The 19,375-nt window shown below is 67.2% G+C and carries 10 protein-coding genes; 6 read left to right on the top strand and 4 right to left on the bottom strand.

What is annotated here, in order from left to right; translation table 11 throughout:
* Positions 1–303: 303 nt before the first annotated feature.
* Entirely contained in the window at positions 304–3,591 is a 3,288-nt protein-coding gene (locus OHA30_RS15310; protein ID WP_328914394.1) for a type ISP restriction/modification enzyme, read from the top strand.
* Positions 3,592–3,603: 12 nt separating this feature from the next.
* Here the strand turns inward: OHA30_RS15310 and OHA30_RS15305 are convergent, their stop codons facing one another.
* Positions 3,604–3,831 (bottom strand): hypothetical protein, encoded by a 228-nt coding sequence (locus OHA30_RS15305; protein WP_328914393.1) that lies wholly within the window; start codon positions 3,829–3,831, stop codon positions 3,604–3,606.
* 354 nt (positions 3,832–4,185) lie between these two features.
* On the opposite strand from OHA30_RS15305, the gene OHA30_RS15300 reads away from it, so the two are divergent.
* Complete coding sequence (locus tag OHA30_RS15300) at positions 4,186–5,841, top strand: N-6 DNA methylase (protein WP_328914392.1); 1,656 nt, start codon at positions 4,186–4,188, stop codon at positions 5,839–5,841.
* 44 nt (positions 5,842–5,885) lie between these two features.
* Here OHA30_RS15300 and OHA30_RS15295 read toward each other — a convergent pair whose 3' ends face one another.
* The 3 genes from OHA30_RS15295 to OHA30_RS15285 are packed head-to-tail and all read right to left on the bottom strand — an operon-like array spanning position 5,886 to position 11,119.
* Positions 5,886–8,021: a UvrD-helicase domain-containing protein gene (locus tag OHA30_RS15295; protein ID WP_328914391.1), complete on the bottom strand. Its 2,136-nt coding sequence runs from the start codon at positions 8,019–8,021 to the stop codon at positions 5,886–5,888.
* A 36-nt stretch (positions 8,022–8,057) separates the two neighbouring features.
* Positions 8,058–9,308, bottom strand: a complete 1,251-nt coding sequence (locus OHA30_RS15290) for an McrC family protein (protein WP_328914390.1) — start codon at positions 9,306–9,308, stop codon at positions 8,058–8,060.
* Positions 9,305–11,119 (bottom strand): DUF4357 domain-containing protein, encoded by a 1,815-nt coding sequence (locus OHA30_RS15285; RefSeq protein ID WP_328914389.1) that lies wholly within the window; start codon positions 11,117–11,119, stop codon positions 9,305–9,307. The genes OHA30_RS15290 and OHA30_RS15285 overlap by 4 nt, the downstream gene beginning before the upstream one ends.
* Positions 11,120–11,945: 826 nt before the next feature.
* On the opposite strand from OHA30_RS15285, the gene OHA30_RS15280 reads away from it, so the two are divergent.
* From OHA30_RS15280 to OHA30_RS15265, 4 genes are read left to right on the top strand one after another with little or no spacing between them, the layout of a single operon-like run.
* On the top strand, positions 11,946–12,863 hold the full coding sequence (locus OHA30_RS15280; RefSeq protein WP_328914388.1) for a sigma-70 family RNA polymerase sigma factor: 918 nt from the start codon (positions 11,946–11,948) through the stop codon (positions 12,861–12,863).
* Positions 12,864–12,921: 58 nt separating this feature from the next.
* A complete protein-coding gene (locus tag OHA30_RS15275; RefSeq protein WP_328914387.1) occupies positions 12,922–16,065 on the top strand; it encodes a helicase-related protein in 3,144 nt (1,047 codons plus the stop codon).
* Positions 16,062–17,945 (top strand): DUF1998 domain-containing protein, encoded by a 1,884-nt coding sequence (locus OHA30_RS15270; RefSeq protein WP_328914386.1) that lies wholly within the window; start codon positions 16,062–16,064, stop codon positions 17,943–17,945. The genes OHA30_RS15275 and OHA30_RS15270 overlap by 4 nt, the downstream gene beginning before the upstream one ends.
* Complete coding sequence (locus tag OHA30_RS15265; RefSeq protein ID WP_328914385.1) at positions 17,942–19,054, top strand: AAA family ATPase; 1,113 nt, start codon at positions 17,942–17,944, stop codon at positions 19,052–19,054. Before OHA30_RS15270 ends, OHA30_RS15265 begins: the two co-directional genes overlap by 4 nt.
* The last annotated feature ends 321 nt before the right edge of the window (positions 19,055–19,375 follow it).

Raw genomic sequence — 19,375 nt, 5'->3', positions numbered from 1 at the left:
TGGCTACACGCGTCATCACGCCGATACTCGTGCTGAGCCGGTCGGCGACCGTGCACCCTGCGGCATTCGCTGCGCATATGGTTACGGACTCATCTCTCGAGGACTTGGCGCGTCAGAGTCACAGCGTGAGTACAGCATCGCTGGTCGGCCCCGTCATGCCCGCAGGGGGTAGGTCGGTCAGCGTGACGTGGTCGGCGCGAGATCGTGTTGACCATCTGTCTTCCCCTGTTGACCATACGTAGATAGCATCAGCGCCCTGACTTGATCCTTGGGGGGAAGATGTCAGGGGGGTTAGATAGCTGGTTGCTCGCTGCTGTGGCGGAGTTCGGACGTGCCTGCAAGGTCAAGCTCTCGGGCGGCGGTAGTCCGGAAGCCGCCATCCGTGCACCGCTTGAGGCGCTGCTCCAAACCGTCGGCGAACACCACGAGCAGCACGAGGTCTCCTGGCACGACGAGTTCCGTGTCCCTGATCTTGGCGTCCGACCCGACTACGCCATCCGCGCGAGCGGCGAACTGGCCGGCTACATCGAGCTCAAGAAGCCGGAATTGTCGGTCGACCCCGACACCTTCGGCAAGAGCAACCGCGAGCAGTGGGAAAAGCTGCGGAACCTGCCCAACTTGCTGTACTCCAACGGAACCGAGTGGCGACTGTTCCGCGACGGGCGGCAGCTCGGCGAGACGGTCTACTTGACAGGATCGCTCCGCTCGGCGGGCGAGAGTCTGGCGCCCGTGGACCCGGGTGCGCTGGATGCGCTGCTGAAGCAATTCCTGATGTGGAAGCCGCCACCCATCAAGGGCGTCGCCCGGCTTGTGCAGCATGTCGCTCCGCTCTGCCGGTTGCTGCGCGCTGCCGTCCTCGAGCAGTTGTCAGCCGAGGCCCGATCGTCCAAGAGGGACGACGATGTCCGCGCCCGGCCGTTCACAGGACTCAAGAACGACTGGCGGCGGATGCTGTTCCCGTCCGCAGACGACGCGACCTTCGCCGACGGCTACGCCCAAGCAGTCACCTTCGCCCTGCTGCTCGCCCGTTCCGAGGACGTGCTCCAAGACGGAATCGGCCTCCACGACATCGGTCGCCGTCTGGACGCCGACCACGCCCTCATGGGGAAGGCCCTCCAACTCCTCACCGACAACGTCAACGAGCGGTTCACCGTCACGTTGGAACTGCTGCGCCGCACCATTGCCGAGGTGGACTGGCCGGCTATCCGCACAGGCAACCGTGACGCCTACCTCCACCTCTACGAGCACTTCCTGACGAACTATGACCCGGTGCTGCGCCAGCGGAGTGGCTCCTACTACACCCCGCACGAGGTCGTTCAGGAGATGGTGCGTCTCACCGAGGACGTGCTTCGCACGCGGCTCGGCCAGTCCGATGGGTTCCGCAGCGACGGCGTTCGGATCGTTGATCCCGCCATGGGCACCGGAACCTTTCTCCATACGATCATCGAGCGAGTGGCCGAGCAGGCCGCCGAGCGCTCCGGACCTGCAATGGCCGCCGACGCGATCTCGCGCCTCGCCCCGCGGCTCTACGGGTTCGAGATGCAGATGGGACCGTTTGCCGTTGCGGAGTTACGGGCCTCCGATCTGCTCAAGCGGTACAAGACCCCGCTACCTGACGGAGGACTCAATTTCTTCGTCACCGACACGCTGGACAACCCGTTCGTCGAGGAGGAATACCTGGCCTCCACATACGATGCCCTGTCCGAGTCCCGACGGCGAGCGAACAACGTCAAGGCCAACGTCCCCGTGACCGTCGTGATCGCCAACCCGCCCTACGACGACAAGGCCGAAGACCGCGGCGGCTGGGTGGAGAAGCGCACTGACCGGGCCGAGGTACCACTGCTCGACGCCTTCCGCTACCCAGGTAACGGGCGTTACGAGCACGTGCTCAAGAACATGTACGTGTATTTCTGGCGTTGGGCCACCTGGAAGGTCTTCGACGCGGACGACGGCGAACGCCACGGCGTGGTCTGCTTCATCACGCCCTCAGGCTGGGCCACTGGTCCTGGCGGCCGGGGCATGCGGGAGTATCTGCGCCGCACCTGCGACGAGGGTTGGATCATCAGCCTGTCGCCGGAGGGCCACCGCTCCGACGTGGCTACGCGCCCTTTCCCTGGCGTTGCGCAGCCATTGGCGATCTCCATATTCGTCCGCAAGGCGGGAGCCGAACGGGGCGAGGACCACCGTGCGAGGGTGCACTACCGAGCCCTTGCCGGCCGCCGGGAGGACAAGTTCGTCCAGTTGCATACGGTGCAGATCGATGACGACGGCTGGCGCGACGCACACTCCCGCAGCCCACGGCCGTTCACGCCCCTTACCCAGTCCGGTTGGGAGGACTTCCCAGCGCTGGACGACCTGTTCCTGTGGGGCAGTCCCGGTGCGAAGTCCAACCGCTCGTGGGTGAGTGACCCATCGGACGACGTACTTCGTCGACGTTGGACCACGTTGATACGGGGCGGTGACCCGACTCTCAAGGCCAAGCAATTCAAAGAGACGCGAGATCGCGATCTGAACGCCAGGAGGGAGCCGTTACCGGGCCAGCCCGCCCACCTCCAGTCGCTGGCGCAGGAGACCGACGTCCGCCCAAACCTCATACGCATCTCCCTCCGCAGCTTCGACCGCCAGTGGCTGATCGCCGACAACCGAGTACTCGACTACCCACGGCCCGACTTGTGGGCGTCTCTCCAGGCAGGGCAGATATTCCTCAACCAACAGTCCTCCCACGAGATCGACTCCGGCCCTGCGGTCGTGGCTACGCACCTCGTCCCGGATACGCACCACTTCAACGGCCGTGGAGGCCGGATCCTGCCGCTCCTGCATCCGGACGGGTCGCCGAACTTGCCGCCCGGACTGCTCGCCTACCTGGCGCGCGCAACGAACCAGGACCGAGTCACGGCCGCAGACCTCGCCGCTTACGTCGTGGCTGTGGCCGGCCACGACGCCTTCACACAGAGGTTCGCCGAGGAACTACTAACGCCAGGCGTACGCATACCCCTGACCCGAGACGGAGCACTGTGGGCCCGTGCCGTTGGACTCGGGCGGGAAATCCTGTGGGCCTCGACCTATGGCGAGCGTTGCGCCGACCCCGCGCTCGGACGGCTCCCCGGTCAGGTGCAGTTCGCTTCGGGAGACGCGCGGCAGGTGCGCTACCTGACGCCGATCGGCAGCCGTATCCCTGATCGACTGGAGTACGACGCAGCGACACGAACGCTCCACATCGGGACCGGATCATTCGCTCCCGTTCCCGACGCCGTGTGGTCCTACGACGTTGGCAGCATGAAGATCGTGAGCAAGTGGTTCGGGTACCGGAAGTCTTCTCCGACCAGCAAGCGGACGAGCCCCCTGGACGACATCCACGCACAGCGCTGGCCACACGAGTGGACCACAGAACTGATCGAGTTGCTTTCCGTCCTGCGTCGTCTCGCAGATCTTGCCCCTGCCCAGGGCGAACTTCTCTCGGAGATCCTGGTCGGCCCCGTGATCGCGGAGACGGAGCTGACGACGGCCAGGGTGCTGCCTGTTCCGGCGGCAGCCCGGAAGGCGCGGCATACTGCGGTCGATGCACTGTTCAATGGACACGCGATGACGTAGCTCTTCTGCATTTCACTGGGCTTCGTCCATACCGGTCAGCGCTTCCGACAACGAACACGAGCCGTCCGCCAGCCTGCGAACGGCTCGTGCGAACGCAGGGGCTGCCGCTTCCCTTATCTCGGACAGTTGGGCGATCTCGCTCAATCTCTCCCGCGAGGACTCGTACAGGGCCCGGAAGTGGACCGCGGCGCCAAAATCCGTAAGCTGAAGCGCGCTGTCCGCCAGATCCGCCAGCTTCATCCAACGGAGGGTTGGCAGGTCGTCCCGGGCTTGATCTGCATCGAGGCCGTCCGAGGTCAAGGCCCGGGCAAAGGCCTGTCGGTCGCTGGAGTCGGGTAGGGGCCCCGCCGCCAGGCGTGCGAGGAGCCGCCACTGTGTGTCTGTGAGATCCACGTGGGGCAGGGGTGCAGCAGAGTGCATGAGGTCATGCCTAGCACGCCGCTACGACAGTAGTGCCAGCGCCGATCAGCTATGGAGCGGGTAACGCAAGGACCGGGCCACCCAGAGCGCACAAAAGACAATGTCGAATGTGTGTGTATTCTGTCAACGTATCCCATTCTCGAAGGATGGTGACACTCCGTGTACGCTGGGAGCATGACGGACAAGGTTGCTTCCTCGGCCGGCCCTCTTGTCACCGGTTCTGAGATCGCTCGGCTGGCCGGAGTCACACGGGCCGCTGTCTCCAACTGGCGTCGGCGCTATGACGATTTCCCCGCACCGGCGGGAGGTGCTGCGAACAGTCCGCTCTACTCGCTCACCGAGGTCCAAGAATGGCTGGACAAGCAGCGCAAAGGCCAGGAGGTGTCCCCCGAGGTCGAGTTGTGGCAGTGCATGCGGGCCGCCTACGGGGAACAGATGATCGTGGGCCTGGCACAGGTGGCCGGTGTGCTGGCTGGAGAGCATGATTCGGGGCTGCCGGACGATGTCGCTGGCCGACTGCAGACGCTCACCCAGGCTGAAGCGCCCGTCGACCTTGTGAACGGCCTGACCGAGCGGTTCATGGACTTCGCGCGGCGCGCGGGCTCGGACCAGGTGACCTCCGAGCGCGTGGTCCGCGCAGTCCGTCACTTCGCTCCCCCGCTGCCGGTCGGTGCCACCGTTTTCGACCCCGCTTGCGGAATCGGGGCGCTGCTGTTGTCCGTCGGCTCGGAAGCGGGGCTGCGCTGCTGTGGCCAGGACCTGGATGCTGACAGCGTCCACTTCGCACAGCTCCGAGCCAGAATTATGGGGCGATCCGAAGTGCGCGTTGTGGCAGGCGATTCCTTGCGCGCAGATGAGTGGTTGGACCTGAAGGCGGGCCTGGTCGTCTGCGACCCCCCAGCCGGCGTGACCGAGTGGGGACGGGAGGATTTGTTGCTCGACTCTCGTTGGGAACTCGGTACCCCGTCCAAGGCCGAAGGGGAGCTCGCGTGGCTCCAGCACGCCTATGCTCACACCGAGCCCGGCGGTCAGGTTCTCATGGTCATGCCAGCCTCAGTTGCTTACCGCAGGGCTGGCCGACGCATTAGGGCAGAACTCGTGCGACGGGGCATCGTGCGCCAAGTCGTCGCTCTGCCTCCGGGGACGGCGACATCCCATGCGCTCTCCGTCCACCTTTGGTGCCTGCAGCGTCCCGAGAAACCTGGGGCTACGGGTACGAACCACTCCGTGCGTATGATCGATCTGACTGGCAACAGTCCCGATGGGACTCTGGAACCACGTACCGACCAGGTCGCGGACGTGCCGTTGATCGAGATCCTCGACGACGTTGTGGATCTGACGCCCGGCAGTCATCTTCGTACTCGGCACCGCAACTATCCCGGTGAATACGCTGTCCTGCGCAGGCAACTCTCGGAAGAAATCCGCCAGCTTGCCATGATTCTGCCCGAGCTTGCGCCCGGCGGCGGACCGGGGTCGCTGGAGGGCACCACCGTCAGTGTCGCGGATCTCTCGCGTGCAGGACTCGTCGCGTATGACGGCTCGGAACCGGTATCGGCCAGCGAACAACTCGACACGGACTACCTGCAAGGTTTCTTGCGCAGCTCGGCCAATGCTCGCCGATCCACAAGCGCCAGCGGGACCTACCGCTTTGACGGCAGAGGTGCACGTATCCCCCGCATGGGCATCGACTTGCAGCGTCGGTACGGCTCGGCCTTCCAAGCACTGTCCGCGTTCGAGGAAGGAACGCGGAAGGTGGGCGAGTTGAGCCGGCAGCTCGCCGAAGTCGCCCGTGACGGCCTAGTCTCGGGCGCCCTCACGCCCGAGCAGTAGGGGACTGTGCGCGACGCTTCGGCTGGGTACCTGCACGGATCTATTCAGGTAGCGCGTGGCAGGAACGGGCTAGGGGAGCCGCTCCACGTCACGCTCAGGGCTTCGCGAGCGCGAGTGCAGGCGACGAAGAGGAGGCACCGCTCGCGTAGCAGATCGGCATCGTGCTGCAAGGCGTCCGCCTCACGTGGGGTGACCTCACGGGCGAAGGGAATTGTGCCGTCGCTGACGCCGAGGACGGACACTGCCCGGAACTCCAGGCCCTTCATCGCGTGCATCGTCGCCAGTCTGACTCCCTCGCTATCCTGCGCCACCTGCCCCTTAACTCTCAGTACCGGGATTCCGGCAGCCTTGAGTTTGTCCTCGGCCGCGTCCAGGGAGAGGTTGAAGCGTGCGCAGACGCCGATCTCACGCGGCGCTAGACCCTCGTCAAGCAACGCTCGAATACGGTCGACCAGGCGCTCAGTCTCCTCCTGCCGAGTCGCGTACCCCTCGGCCTGGGGGCTGCGCCCATGTAGGAGGGAGCGGTATCCCGCTAGTGAGTCCGCGCCCTCGCCTTCGAGCGTCTCGACGGTCACGGGCGCGAGGAGCCGCGCCGACCAGGCGAGGATCTCTTCAGTGGAGCGGTAGTTGACACGCAGTCGGAAACTACGGCCGACTGTGGGAACACCTAGGGAACCAAGCGATACGCGGGAGTCGTAGATCCGCTGGTGAGGGTCGCCGGTAACGAACAGGTCGTCGGGACCGGGAGCCACAGCGGCGCGCAACACGCGCCACTGTGCGGGGTGCAGGTCCTGGGCCTCGTCGACAACGACATGGGCGTACGGAGCTTGCTCATCGATGAGGAGTTCTGCAGCGTCGGCGCAGATCCGCAGGTGTGTCGTCTCGCCGCGGTCGCGCAGCAACTGTTCGAACCTCTCCACGCCGCTCCATACTTCCCGTCGACGCGCCGGGCCGAGACCAGTGCCGCGGCCGCGACGGCTCGCGCTGAAGTAGGCGTCAAGATCACGGATGTCCTGGCCGAGGACGACGTGCCGGTACTCCTGGGCCAGGAACTGGCTGGTGCACGGCAGATCGAGCTGCTTGACGGCCTTCTCCCACAGCTGCCGTTGTTCACGGTCGCCCATGGGTTTGGGCGCCGCCGCCGACTTCGCGCGCACGACGCCGTTCGCATAGGCATCGACTGTCGTCACGTCCACTCTGGCCAGCAGCTTCTCGTCATCCGCGAGGAGCAGGCTGAGCAGGTCACGAAGCCCGGCGGCCAACGCGTTCGTGTATGTGGTGAGCAGAATACGGCCGTCCTCGGAGCGCTCGAGCAGGTGCTTGACCCGATGCAGCGCCGCCACCGTCTTGCCCGTACCAGGCCCGCCGGTGACCTGGACAGGGCCCCCGTACGAGGTGCGGTAGGCGACACGCCGCTGGGAGGGATGGAGGAACACCCGCCAGGCATCGAACGGCTTCTCGAGGATGTCCTCCAACTCCTGCGGCCCGCTGATGAGGCGGATGCGTGCCTGGGTGTTGGCGATCACTGTGGCCAGGTCCTCGACCGGCTCCGCGGGAGCATCGGTGGGCCGACGGACGGCCACGACGTCCCTGTAGACCTCTTCGGGGCTGAACCCTTCAGCGAGGTACTGCAGTACCTCCAGCTGATCTTCCGGAAGGAGTGTGGAGAATGCCTCCAGCTGGGCCTTGTCGACCAGTGAGCGAGCGGCGCGCAGTACCTGGTCGTCGATACCCAGCTCGCGCAGCGTGCCGTCGGAGACACCCGCGAACAGCAGCCGGGGGGCCGTACGTGCGGCGGTCTCGTACAGGGGCGTCAGCTCGTCCAGGGCGACGGCATTGCGCACTTCCAAGGCCCTGGTCGCAGAGTTGGCGCTGAACAGGCGCTTCGCTGCCCAGGAATAGGCGTCGTCGTGCGGCAGGACTTTGACCAGGAGGAACATATCGCTGCCGTCGTCGGGTGCGAGGACAACGCCCCGCCAGAAGTCGGTGATCCGAATGGTCCGGATGCGCGGGTCACGGGCGTTTTCGACGGACTCGAGGTGCAGACCCTTGTCCGCATTGAGTTCGGCGGCGCTCAACGACTGAAATTTCGCCATGGCCTTACGCACTCCGGCTCGGACGGGCTTCTCCTGGGTGTCGTAGCCGTCCCAGAAGCTCTGGGCGAAGGCGAGCCGGGGCATGAGGTCCCCTCCCTCTCTCTACCTGATGGTTTTTCATCATTGCGGGTGTGGACCGGCTCCGGCCAGCCGTCCCGCGATTCTCCGGAGGGCCGACAGGAGCTGTACGGGTTCGCGGGAGAGGTCGAGGCTGTGTTGGTACAGCCGCACTCCCCGCCCGTCCGCCCCCGTCGTCGTTCCGCGCACCTCATGGAAGCGCTCGGGCTGCCGTCCGGCCGCGTACACAAGGTGCGCCTCGCGCAGACCGAGCACAGTGGCATACGCGAGCGCCTGGTACAGGTCGGCGTTGAGTAGTCCGTCTGCCTTCTCGACCTTGTACTTGGCGTCGACGACGGCAAGCACAGCGCGACCGTCGCCGGTGCGGACGACGAGATCAGGGCGCACCCGCACGAGACCTGCGGTGTCGAGATGGTGGGGGTCCTGGAGGTGCGCTGTCAGGCCGTGCTCCTGAAGGGCGGTACGGAGGCCGACCGTGACGAAGTCCTCGAACAACTTGTTCATGTCGAGCAGGAAGCCGTCGATGCTGAGCGGGTCGGCCCCGAACGGCCGGTGTTCGGGCGAGTTGCCGCGTAGGACGGCCTCGGCCAACCGCAGTGCCGGTTGGTAGCGGGAGTTCAGGCGCGACGGCAGCCAACGTGGCAGCTCGTGCCCCCGTACCAGTGGCAGTGCATCGGTGAGACGTGCGCGGTGGTGGGCGAGGCGTCGCCGGACGGGGCCGGGAACGCCCGGCAGCCGCAGCAACTGTTCTGTGGCAGCCCGCAGAATTCGGTTCTCGGCCGTGTCGGCGGTGTAGGCGTCATAGGCGATCTCCAGGGGCGGCGTTCGGCCGAAGTGGCGCCGGATCTGCTCAGCCTCACGCAGCCGCCCGCGCACGACCAGTGCGGACTCCTCGACCTCTCGGTAGCCCTGGAGAATCCCCTGCCGCAGCGCTCCGTCGATCTGTCGCTCCACGGCATGGGCGAGTGCGGGGACGACATCGTCGTACGCACCGGTATCGACCGCGCCCTCCCGGCTGTCGCGCCAGGCGCGTGCCGGGTCGAGACTGAACCCCAGGAGGAAGAACAGCCGGTTCGCAGGAGTTTTGGTTGTGATCCGTACAACTAGGCCGCCGGGCATGCGCACGGCGCCAACCCGGCTGCCCGCGCGCAGCAGCCAATGGCCGTCCCGGCGGGGATCCGGGGTTGCACTTTGCAGGATGCCGGACGCGGCAAGGGCTCGTCCCGCCTGGGAGTCGAGCGGGACGGAGACCGCTGGGCTGTACTCGCGCAGTGTCACCTCGGTGGCGGTCATGGGCGCTGTTCGCGCAGTGAGTCGAGGCCGTAGCGGGCTGCGATGTCGAGGCCCTCGCCGTAGTGATGCTCCTCGAGTAGCGGCAGGATCTTCGTGCGCCAGGTTCGTTCGAGACCGCGCTCGCGGAACACGCCCGGCTTCATCAGATACGAGGGGCCGATGGCGAAGTCGGCGTCGTCGATGCGGGCGTTGAGGGCGTTGAGCAGGCGGGCGGGTTCCTGGCTTCTGCCCTCGCGCGTGAGCCACCGCCCGAGCAGCCCAGCGGTCGGCTCGGCGCGCGGGGACAGCTCGACGAAGGCGAAACGGCGCCTCATCGCCGCGTCGACCAGGGCGATCGACCGGTCAGCGGTGTTCATCGTGCCGATCACGAACAGATTCGGCGGCAGCGCGAAGTCATCCCCGGAGTAGGTGAGACGGACGGACTTCGTCCGGTACTCCAGGAGGAAGTACAGCTCGCCGAAGACCTTCGCCAGATTAGCGCGATTGATCTCGTCGATGATCAGGAAGTAAGGGATGTGCCGGTTGCCCTCCTGGGAGGCGAGATCGGCGAGTTCCCGCAACGGGCCGGCCGTCAGCCGGAAGGCGACCTCCCTCGTTTCGGGGTCCTCCACGGGCCGGAACCCCTCGAAGAAGTCCTCGTAGGCGTACGAGGGATGGAACTGCACGATCTTGACCTGTTCCGGACCGCCGCCGAAGTACTCGGCCAGCTTCATCGCCAGATAGGTCTTGCCGGTGCCCGGCGGGCCATAGAAGACCAGTTGCCGTTCGTCGATGAGCAGTTCACGCATCTCCTCCAGCCAGGAGCCGTCGTGCACGAGGAGGTCCGCGGCAAGCGCCCCGGTGGGGTGCGGCAGGGACAGCTCCCGCTGCGCGACCGGGCGCTCACCGTTGCCGTCGGTCGACGCCGGGTCCGTACGCTCCGCAGGTCCGCCGAGCCCGTCCAGTGCCTCCAGGACGCCGGTCAGGTCGACGACGTCATGCTGAACGGACAGCCTCTGCTGGACCTCCTCCGGCACCTCCTCGTACGGATGGCTCCGCGACTGCCAGGCGACAGTCCTCCGCAGATTGGACAGCCCGTCCGGCGACGAGGTCTGCACGGCCTCCCCGGTGATCCGGCCGAGGTGCAGCTGGCCGTCGCTGATGGCGGCCACCGTGTCGCCCACGCGCATCTGCGTCAGGAACGCGTGCAGTTCGTCGACGAGACCCCGCTTCTGGCTGTACGAGGCCGCGCCCTCGTACCCGCCCTCCACGTAGCGGCGCAGCTCGCTCTTGGTCGGATCGGGCTCCTCCAGAGGCGGTAGGTGCGCGCCCGCGAGCGAGACGAACCCCTCCGTCAGCCACAGCTGCCGCACCAGGTTATGCCCGGAGACGTTGGAGCCGCGCACCAGCCAGGCCTTGCGCGGGGCGCGCCAGCTCAGGGCGAGGAAGTCGGCGAGCGGATGGCCCTCCGCAGTGCGCCAGGACTCCGGCCCGGACGCGTCGTAGCCGTATACCAGTGCTGCTGCGGCGGAGGGAGAATTGCACTCGATGTCGCGGGTCGCCACCCAACGCGCCGGCGCGTGCGGCCGGTTGGGGTTGACCGGGGCGTCCACGAGCGCGCCGCTCGCGCGCAACTCCGCACGGTTCCGGCGACCGTACTCACCGAGCCCGGGCCGCGCGTCTGCGTCCACCGCCGAGCCCGCCGTGAGGAGGAACTTGTACGAGCCGTTGCCGCCGAACTCGTTGAGTAGAACCCCGCGCGCCTCCCCACCGTCCTTGGGAAGCTTGATGCGGAACTCGGGAGCGCCGGGGAGACGGTCGGGTTGCGACATGGGTGACCTTCCGTGCAGGGGCAGGCCGAGAGAACATCGCGCACCTTACCTGTTGACACTGTCAAGAGCCTACTTCATTCCATTTGTGTTGACAGCGTAAACGGACTTCTTTAATCTGTCGGAGAGTTCGGTCGGCTTCTACGGCCGGAACTGGCTCATGGCCGCCGGAGGGGGCGTTATGGGTGGGGAGTCGACGGCCGAGGCCAAACGGCGCACGGTCGAGGCGGAGTTACCGTTCGTCATCGAAAGGCTGAAACGCTGCGCGTCTCGTGCAGGTGCTGTCAGTCCACGGGCCTTCGCCCTGGAAGCGCAACGACTCGGGCTCACGACCGGCGAGCAGCAGCGAAGGCTCCGCAACGGCCTCGCAGCTGTTGGCATTCATGTGAAACCCGCGCGCCGGCGGCCGGTGAGCCCGCAGCCCTTGGTGGTCTCCGAGCTTGAGGTGCGGGTTGTTGCCCAGTCGACGAGGTCGGTCCAGTCACTGACCGCGCCTCGTGAAGCCGGCGAACCTGAGCCCACGGCGAGTGCGGTAGCCAGGCGCTTGTCCCAGGCATGTCGCATGCTGGCCCGTTACGCGGACGTCGACGGCACCGTCAGCAGGCTCGCCCACGACGGTGTGGCACGGCTCCACGGCCTCAACCCTGACGAAGTGCGTGAGCTGACCTCCCGCTTCCGGATTACCCGACCCGGAACGCCATATGTGCCCACCGAGACGGTGGAGCGTAGTGAGAGCCACCCCCCCGGGTCTGCACCTGCGCCGACGCCGAGGGCCACACATGTGCGGGCGCCGAACGGCAAGAGGTCTCTACGAGTTACTCCTTCCGCCGTGGACGCACACTTGGCCGACTCCGTTCGCGCCGCCCGCGCCGTTCTGGAAAAAGACCGGTGGCGACGGGACCCGGCCAAGGTAGTGCTCAAGGCGGAGGAGGAGGTCGGCCTGGCCGTTCTCATGCGTGGTGGTACTGACCTTCTCGGTCGCGATGTCCCGGCGGACGAGATCGCGGCGCTGCCCCACGAGGGCGACAGGTGGCGCGCCTACGAGTGCCTTGTGCGACACAACCAGCTGCTCGTGTGGAAGATTGCGCAGGGCTACCACGGGCGCGGACTGGACATCGAGGACGTCGTTCAGCACGGGAGCATCGGACTGCTGCGCGCGGTGCGCAAGTTCGACGCCACCAAGGGCTTCAAATTCTCCACCTATGCGACGTGGTGGATCAGGCAGAGCATCACTCGGGCCATTGCCGACGAGGGCACCTTGATCCGACTGCCCGTGCACCTCCACGAAAAGGTGAGCAAGGTCGCCATGGCCGAGCGCAAGCTGCTCGGGGAAGGCCGGGCCAGGACCGTTGAGAACGTGGCCTACGCCACTGGCCTTACCTTCGCGGAAGTGGAGAAACTGCGCAGGATCAGCCGGCCCACCGACTCCCTGGACCGGATCATCGGTGACGACACCGCCCTCGGTGACCTGGTTATCGGGCCGAGCCGACTGCCCGGACCCGTCACCGTGCTGATCCGCAAGGAGTTTCTGGCGCGTCTACGGCATGTCCTGCAGCATCTCACCGTGCGCGAGCGACACGTCGTCATCCGGCGCACCGGGCTCGACGGTGACCAGCCGGACACGTTGGAGGACATCGCGACCGTGTTCGGCGTCACCCGCGAGCGCATCCGTCAGATCGAATCGAAGGTGAAGTGGAAGTTCCGCGGTCAGCTGGAACGCCACGGGCTGATGCCGCCGCCCCGCTGAACCGACGAATCCGCCGCCGACTTTTTCGACGCACACCCTGATCCGAAGGAACCCGCACATGGACCCGCGTCAAGAGCTGGTCGGTTACCTCTCCCGGCAGCTCGTTGGACCAGCCGGCGGCGACGACGAGGTGCTCGACGCGCCGCCGGACCGGCAGTACCTGATGGGGACGCTCTACCCGCAACAGGCGGACCTCCAGCGGCAGCTCGCCCTCGCGGCAGACGACCCCGACGCACCCGGCGCCGAGTCGGACGCCCCCGACGTGGACCCGACTCCCGATCCGGTGCCCGAGACCAACAGCTGGCTGCCCGCTTCCCTCGGGCTCAGCTTCTACACCGATGCCGTGCGCGTCGAGGTGTGTTGCGCCGCAGCCCGCTACGAGACCTTGAGGAACGAACCCGGACACGGGCGGCGCTGGCGCCGCGTCCCCCTCTCACCCGAGACGCACACTGTCGGCCCCGACCGGGAGACCGTGCCCGTTCTCGACGGCCGTGCGGAGATCCGTCTGCGCCGCCGCTCCTACGGCGACGGCACGCTGGTCACCGTCGCCTTGGTCAACACCGCCCGCCACGACGGTTCCGACGGCAAGGCGCCGAGCTGGGACGACATGTTGTTCCAGTGCGGGCTGACGGTGAAGCCCGCCGACGGCGCCGTGCTGCCGTATCCCAGTGTCCGGCTCGCCAGCCGTGACCCCGAGGAACGCGAACTGCGCCTCCAGTACCGGCACGTCGTCACCCACGCCGTCGGCCACGGTTGCGCTGTGCGCGAGGCCCGTGGTGACGACGGTGCCCTCGAACTCCTCGCCTGCGAAGCTCTGCCGATCGCAGAGGTGCCCCCCATCCGGGCCGGCGGCCCGATCGACGCCCCCGCGCTCGTGATCTCCCACCTGGCCGACCCGGCCGTCAGCACCGACCAACTTCACGAGGAGCTTGCCGAGTTCGCTGCGTCGTATCACGCCTGGTATGTGGGCCAGCGATCTGTCGAGGTGCCGGCCTGGGGGCAGGATGCGGCGGAGCGGATCCTCGGCCTCATCCACCAGGCGGTCACCCGCATCGAAGCGGGTGTGCGTACCCTCTGCGACCCGAACCGCCCCGAACTCCTCAACGCCTTCCGTATTGCCCAGCGCGCCATGTTGTTGCAGATGCGGCATTCGGCTCCCGACCAGGCCGGCCAGCGTCGTCGCCGCTCCGAACCCGTGGCCATCGACCCGCCCGTCGACTCCAAGGCCACCTGGCGTCCCTTCCAGCTCGCCTTCTTCCTCCTCTCCCTCGACGGTGTCGCCGACCCCGAGCACCGTGACCGCGGGACCACCGACCTGATCTGGTTCCCTACCGGCGGCGGGAAGACTGAGGCTTATCTGCTCCTGGCCGCCTTCGCCATCGCCCTGCGCCGGATAGGCGGCGAAGGCGGCGGGACCGCGGTGCTCAGCCGCTACACCCTCAGCCTGCTCACCACCCAGCAGTTCCAGCGTGCCGCCACCACGATCTGCGCCCTGGAAAGCCTCCGCCGTAGCGAACCCGGCCTCGGTCTCGGCGACGAGCCGATCACCGTTGGCCTATGGGTCGGAGAGGCCACCACTCCCAACAGCTTCCAAGCGGCCAAGGACACCTTTGACCAGCAGCGTGAGGCCACTCACCCCGAAGATGTCTTCATCCTCGACCGCTGCCCGTGGTGCGGTACCCGCATCCTGCCGCCGACCCACTCCAGCGTCCGCTCCGACTACGGAGTCCGGGCCGAAACCGACGACTTCGCCTTCTTCTGCACCCGCGACGAGTGCGCCTTCCACGATGTGCTGCCTGTTGCCGTCGTCGACCAGCACCTCTACCGGCACCCGCCCACCTTTGTCCTGGGAACCGTCGACAAGTTCGCCCGGCTCGCCTGGGAACCAGACTCGGGGTGTCTCTTCGGTGCCGGCACCGGCAACCCGCCCCCGTCCCTGATCATCCAGGATGAGCTGCATCTGCTGACCGGACCGCTCGGCACCACAGTCGGTCTCTACGAGGCGGCCATTCTGGAGCTCTGCACCGGCCCGAACGGCCGCCCGCCCAAAGTCGTCGCCGCCACAGCCACAATCCGGCGCTCCGCCGAACAGGTCCGCGCCCTCCACCACCAGGACGTCCAGCTCTTCCCGCCGCCCGGGCCCGACGCCCGCGACAGCTTCTTCGCTGTCCCCGACACCGGCCGCCCTGGCCGGCTCTATCTCGGCGTCATGGCACAGGGCCACACCGCGGGCCGTGGCGCGGTTGCCACCACCGCTGCCATGCTCCAGGGCGTCCACCAACTCCGGGAGGAGCACCGCGACGACTACTGGACGCTGGTCGCCTACCACCACAGCCTGCGGGAGCTTGGCCGTACCGTCACTGCGGCCGGCGACGACATCCCCGCGCAGATCCGGGGCCTCGACGAGGGTGTCGGCGTACGCGAGTTCCGCGACGGCGACGTGCAGGAACTGACCAGCAACCTGAAGCGGGCAGAGCAGCCCATCCTTCTCGAACGTCTCGAAAAGCCTTGGACGGATCCGCAGTCCGTCTCTTTCCTGCCGTGCACCAACATGCTCTCCGTCGGCGTGGACGTGAAGCGGCTCGCCTACCTCCTCATGCAGGGTCAGCCCAAGACCACAGCTGAGTACATCCAGGCCACCAGCCGCGTCGGACGCCACCACGTACCCGGACTCGTCGTCACCTACTTCAACGCCATGCGCCCGCGCGACCGGTCCCACTACGAGACCTTCATGGACTATCACCGGGCCCTCTACCGCCATGTGGAGCCCGCGAGCATCACCCCCTGGTCCGTGCCCGCACGCCGCCGGGCGCTGCATGCTGTGCTTGTCATCCTCGTCCGCCACCGGCTCGGTCTGGCTGCTGAGAACCAGGCTGGTCGCATCACCCGTCACAAGGACGAGGTGGAGCGGATCGCCGACGCTCTCGCCGAGCGTGCCGCCGTCGCAGAGGGCGGCGCCACGAGCGCCGACGCCGTACGCGCCGAGGTCCGCGACGAACTCGGCTACCTCCTGGACGATTGGTACCGACAGGCCGGGACGGCCGCGGCGGAGGGCAAGACCCTTTACTACCGCGGCCAGGGAAAGGGACAGCACAACCTCCTCAAAACCTTCGAGCAGCGATACGGCCTTTGGGAAACCCTCAACTCCATGCGCAGTGTCGATCGCGAGTGCCAGATCACCGTGACGGGAGCAGGAAAGTGAAACGCAAACTCCGGGTCCGCCAGGCGCAGACCGTGCTGCCCTTCGGCGTCGGCGCCGTCCTCGACGTTCAGGGCGAATCCTTCGTCGCCGCTGGCATCGAGACCTGGCCGCAACTGAAGACCCCCGTCCCCTCCGAACGACTCGCTGCCCGACTGAAGGTCACCGGCTTCTTCGCCGCACCGCACACCCTCAATGACCGCTACGACCAGCTCGACCGCCCCGGCGTTCCCTATGTGCGCTTCCCTGGCTGGCTGTTCTGCGGCTCCTGTCGGGCCATGGTCCGATTCCTGCGCGAGAACGAGAAGCCCGGTGAGCCGCCCGTTTGCACGTCCTGCGCCATCGCACCTCGCCTCGCCCCGATGCGGTTCGTACGTATATGTCCGGACGGACATCTCGATGACGTGGACTGGTGGTATTGGGCCCATTCCCGGCTCAAGCCCGAAGAGCGGACCTCATGCTCCGAGTCGGGGCATGGCTGGAGGGCGCGCCGTCTCAGTTTTCGGGTAGCCGACCGCGCCTCCGGACTCGAAGCCCTCTCGGTGCGCTGCGGGGCGACCGGCGGAGGAGGCAAGCCGTGCGGCGCCGAGCGCGACTTGCTCGACATCCTCGGGCCCCAGGGCGGGCGCTGCTCGGGCCGCAACCCTTGGCAGCCCTGGAACGGGGACAGCACCTGCGGCCAGCAGGTCCACATCGTCCAGCGCACCGCCGGCAACGTGTACTACCCGGTCGTCTACTCCGCCCTCGACATCCCTCAGTCCGCCGAACCCCCGCGGGCGGAGCAGGACGCGGCGGAGGCCGTCCGCAGCCATGCGTACTGGCCGATCCTGCTGGGCGCACTCGGTACGGGTCGAGCTGATGCCTTCCGCGGCATGATCAAGGAGGACACCGACGCCCCCGACAGCCTCATCGACCAACTCGTCGCCGAGGCCACGGGTGCACCGGCGATGCCGTCCGGCGGTCAACCGGACTCCGAAAAGATCGACCTGAGCCGCGACGAGTGGTACGCCTTCGATGCTGTTGAACTTCCGGAGCCTACGAAGGAGTTCGCGATACGCCGAAGTGATCTCGGTCTTGCCGGTGAGACCGAGGAGCCCTGGGCCACCCTCGACACACATATCGACGGCATCATCCTCGCCGACCGCCTCCGCGAGGTGCGGGCACTGACCGGGTTCCGTCGCCACTCCCCGGGCGGCACCCTTGTATCCGCCGACACCAGTGGGCGCCTGCGCTGGCTGCCCGCGACGCAGGTCTACGGCGAGGGCATCGTCCTCACCCTCGACGAGCAGCGCCTGGCCGCCTGGGAAGGAGACCCCCGCATTCAGCGGCACGTCCAGGGGATCCGTACGGACCTCGACACGTCGTTCCGCGACGAACAGCTCGCCGAGACCGTGGGCAGCGAACTCTCACCCCGCTTCCTGCTCCTGCACACGCTCGCCCACCTCCTCATCCGCCAGCTCTCCTTCGACTCCGGCTACACCACGGCAAGCCTGCGCGAACGCGTCTACGGGCGACCCGGGTACGGCCAGCACGGACTGCTGATCTACACGGCTGCCGGCGACGCGGAAGGCACCCTCGGCGGTCTGGTCCGGCAGGGCGAGGCCCCGCACTTCGCCGAGACCCTCGTCCGGATGCTGGAAGCCGCCGCCTGGTGCTCTGCCGACCCACTGTGCGCCGAGCACACCGGACAGGGCTTCGGAAACCTCAACCGGGCCGCCTGCCACGCCTGCTCCCTGCTGCCTGAGACGAGCTGCCAGACCGGCAACACCCTGCTCGACCGCGCCCTGGTCGTCGGCTCCGCCGGCGTCCCCGGCTACTTCGCCGACGTCCTCACCGCGAGCCGCGAGTACGCGGTCGCCGTCGCCTTGGGAGGACACTCGTGACCACTGCGAACCCCCCTGTTCTCCACCCCGACCTCACCCCGGCCCAGCGCGACTGCCTGGACGCCCTGCCACTCACGGGCAACCATGTCGTCAGCGGTCCGCCCGGCAGCGGCAAGAGCCTGCTCGCCGCGCATCGCGCCGTCCATCTCGCCCTCACCGGCCACCCCACCTTGCTGCTGTCGCGCTCCAACCTCCTTCGTCAGCTCCTGGGCGACACCCTCCAGGGCATCACGGTCCCCGGCGCACCCGTCGAAGCCGCCACCGTTCACAGCTGGATCCTGCGCCGCTTCGGCCGCGACACACCGCGCACCGAGGACGGGTGGTTCGACTGGACGGCCCTCACCCACCGAGCCGCTGCCACCTTCGGCGAGACCGACGCGTCCACACCCCACCTCATCATCGACGAGGGCCAGGATCTGCCGCCAGGCTTTTTCCGGCTGGCCCGCCTAGCCGCCGCCTCGGTCACGGTGTTCGCCGACGAGTGCCAGCGCCTCACCGAGGCGAACTCCACCCTCGCTGAGATCACCGACGCCCTCGGTCGCTCCACCGGACGCGTCGAGGTCGCCGGCAACCACCGCAACACCCGCGAGATCGCCTCCCTCGCCGAGCACTTCCGCACCGGCGGACCCGTGCCCGACATGCCTTTCCGTAGCGGCTCTCTTCCTGTCATCCGCCACTATGCGGGCGTCAAGGCCCTCGTTGATGACATCGCCGCTATGGCCGGGGCGCAGCCGCGCCACCGCGTCGGTGTCATCGTCAACTCACTGCACACCGCGGCCGACCTGATGCGACGCCTCGAACGCGCCGGCCTCGCCCAGGAGCCCCAGCTCTACAGCTCGGCGGCCACCTCCGGCCGCTACCGCGACCTCGACCTCGCCCGCCCCGGCGTCGTCCTCGTCCACCGCGCCAGCGCCAAGGGCCTCGACTTCGACACCGTGGTCATCGCCGACACCGAGACCGACGCCGCCACCGATCCCACCGCGGCGTCCCTGCGTATGGCCTACTACGTCATGATCACCCGGGCGCGTGAACAGCTGGTGCTCGGCTGGCAGGGCAGCCAGCTGCCGAGGCACTTGGAGGGGCTGCAAGGGTGGGTGACTATGCGTTGACGGCTCGACTAAACAGCCGCTTTCGTCGCATCATGTTGCGGCGATGACGCTCGCTCGTCTGAGGCCAGCCCGGATGTCCGCTGGCCTGCAGCGGAGAAGGTTCACCAGCGGGACATCGCGTCAGCTCATCAACCATCCGTAACTGCTGGCGTGATGGCCGGTGATTTGACTGTCGGGCACAGGGTTCGCTCGGTGCGGGCAAGCGTTGACTCTTTCCCAAGTTTACTGAATGTCTGACAGGTTGGTTAGGCCCCCGCGGAGGTCGAACTCGTGGAAGTCAGGCTTGGGGGGTCGGCGGCGAACTCCAATGGATTTCTGCAT

Source organism: Streptomyces sp. NBC_00223, from assembly GCF_036199905.1.
In the GTDB taxonomy this organism is placed as follows: Bacteria; Actinomycetota; Actinomycetes; order Streptomycetales; family Streptomycetaceae; genus Actinacidiphila.
Note: the sequence above shows the minus strand (reverse complement) of the source record. Positions and strands in the feature narration are given on the sequence as shown.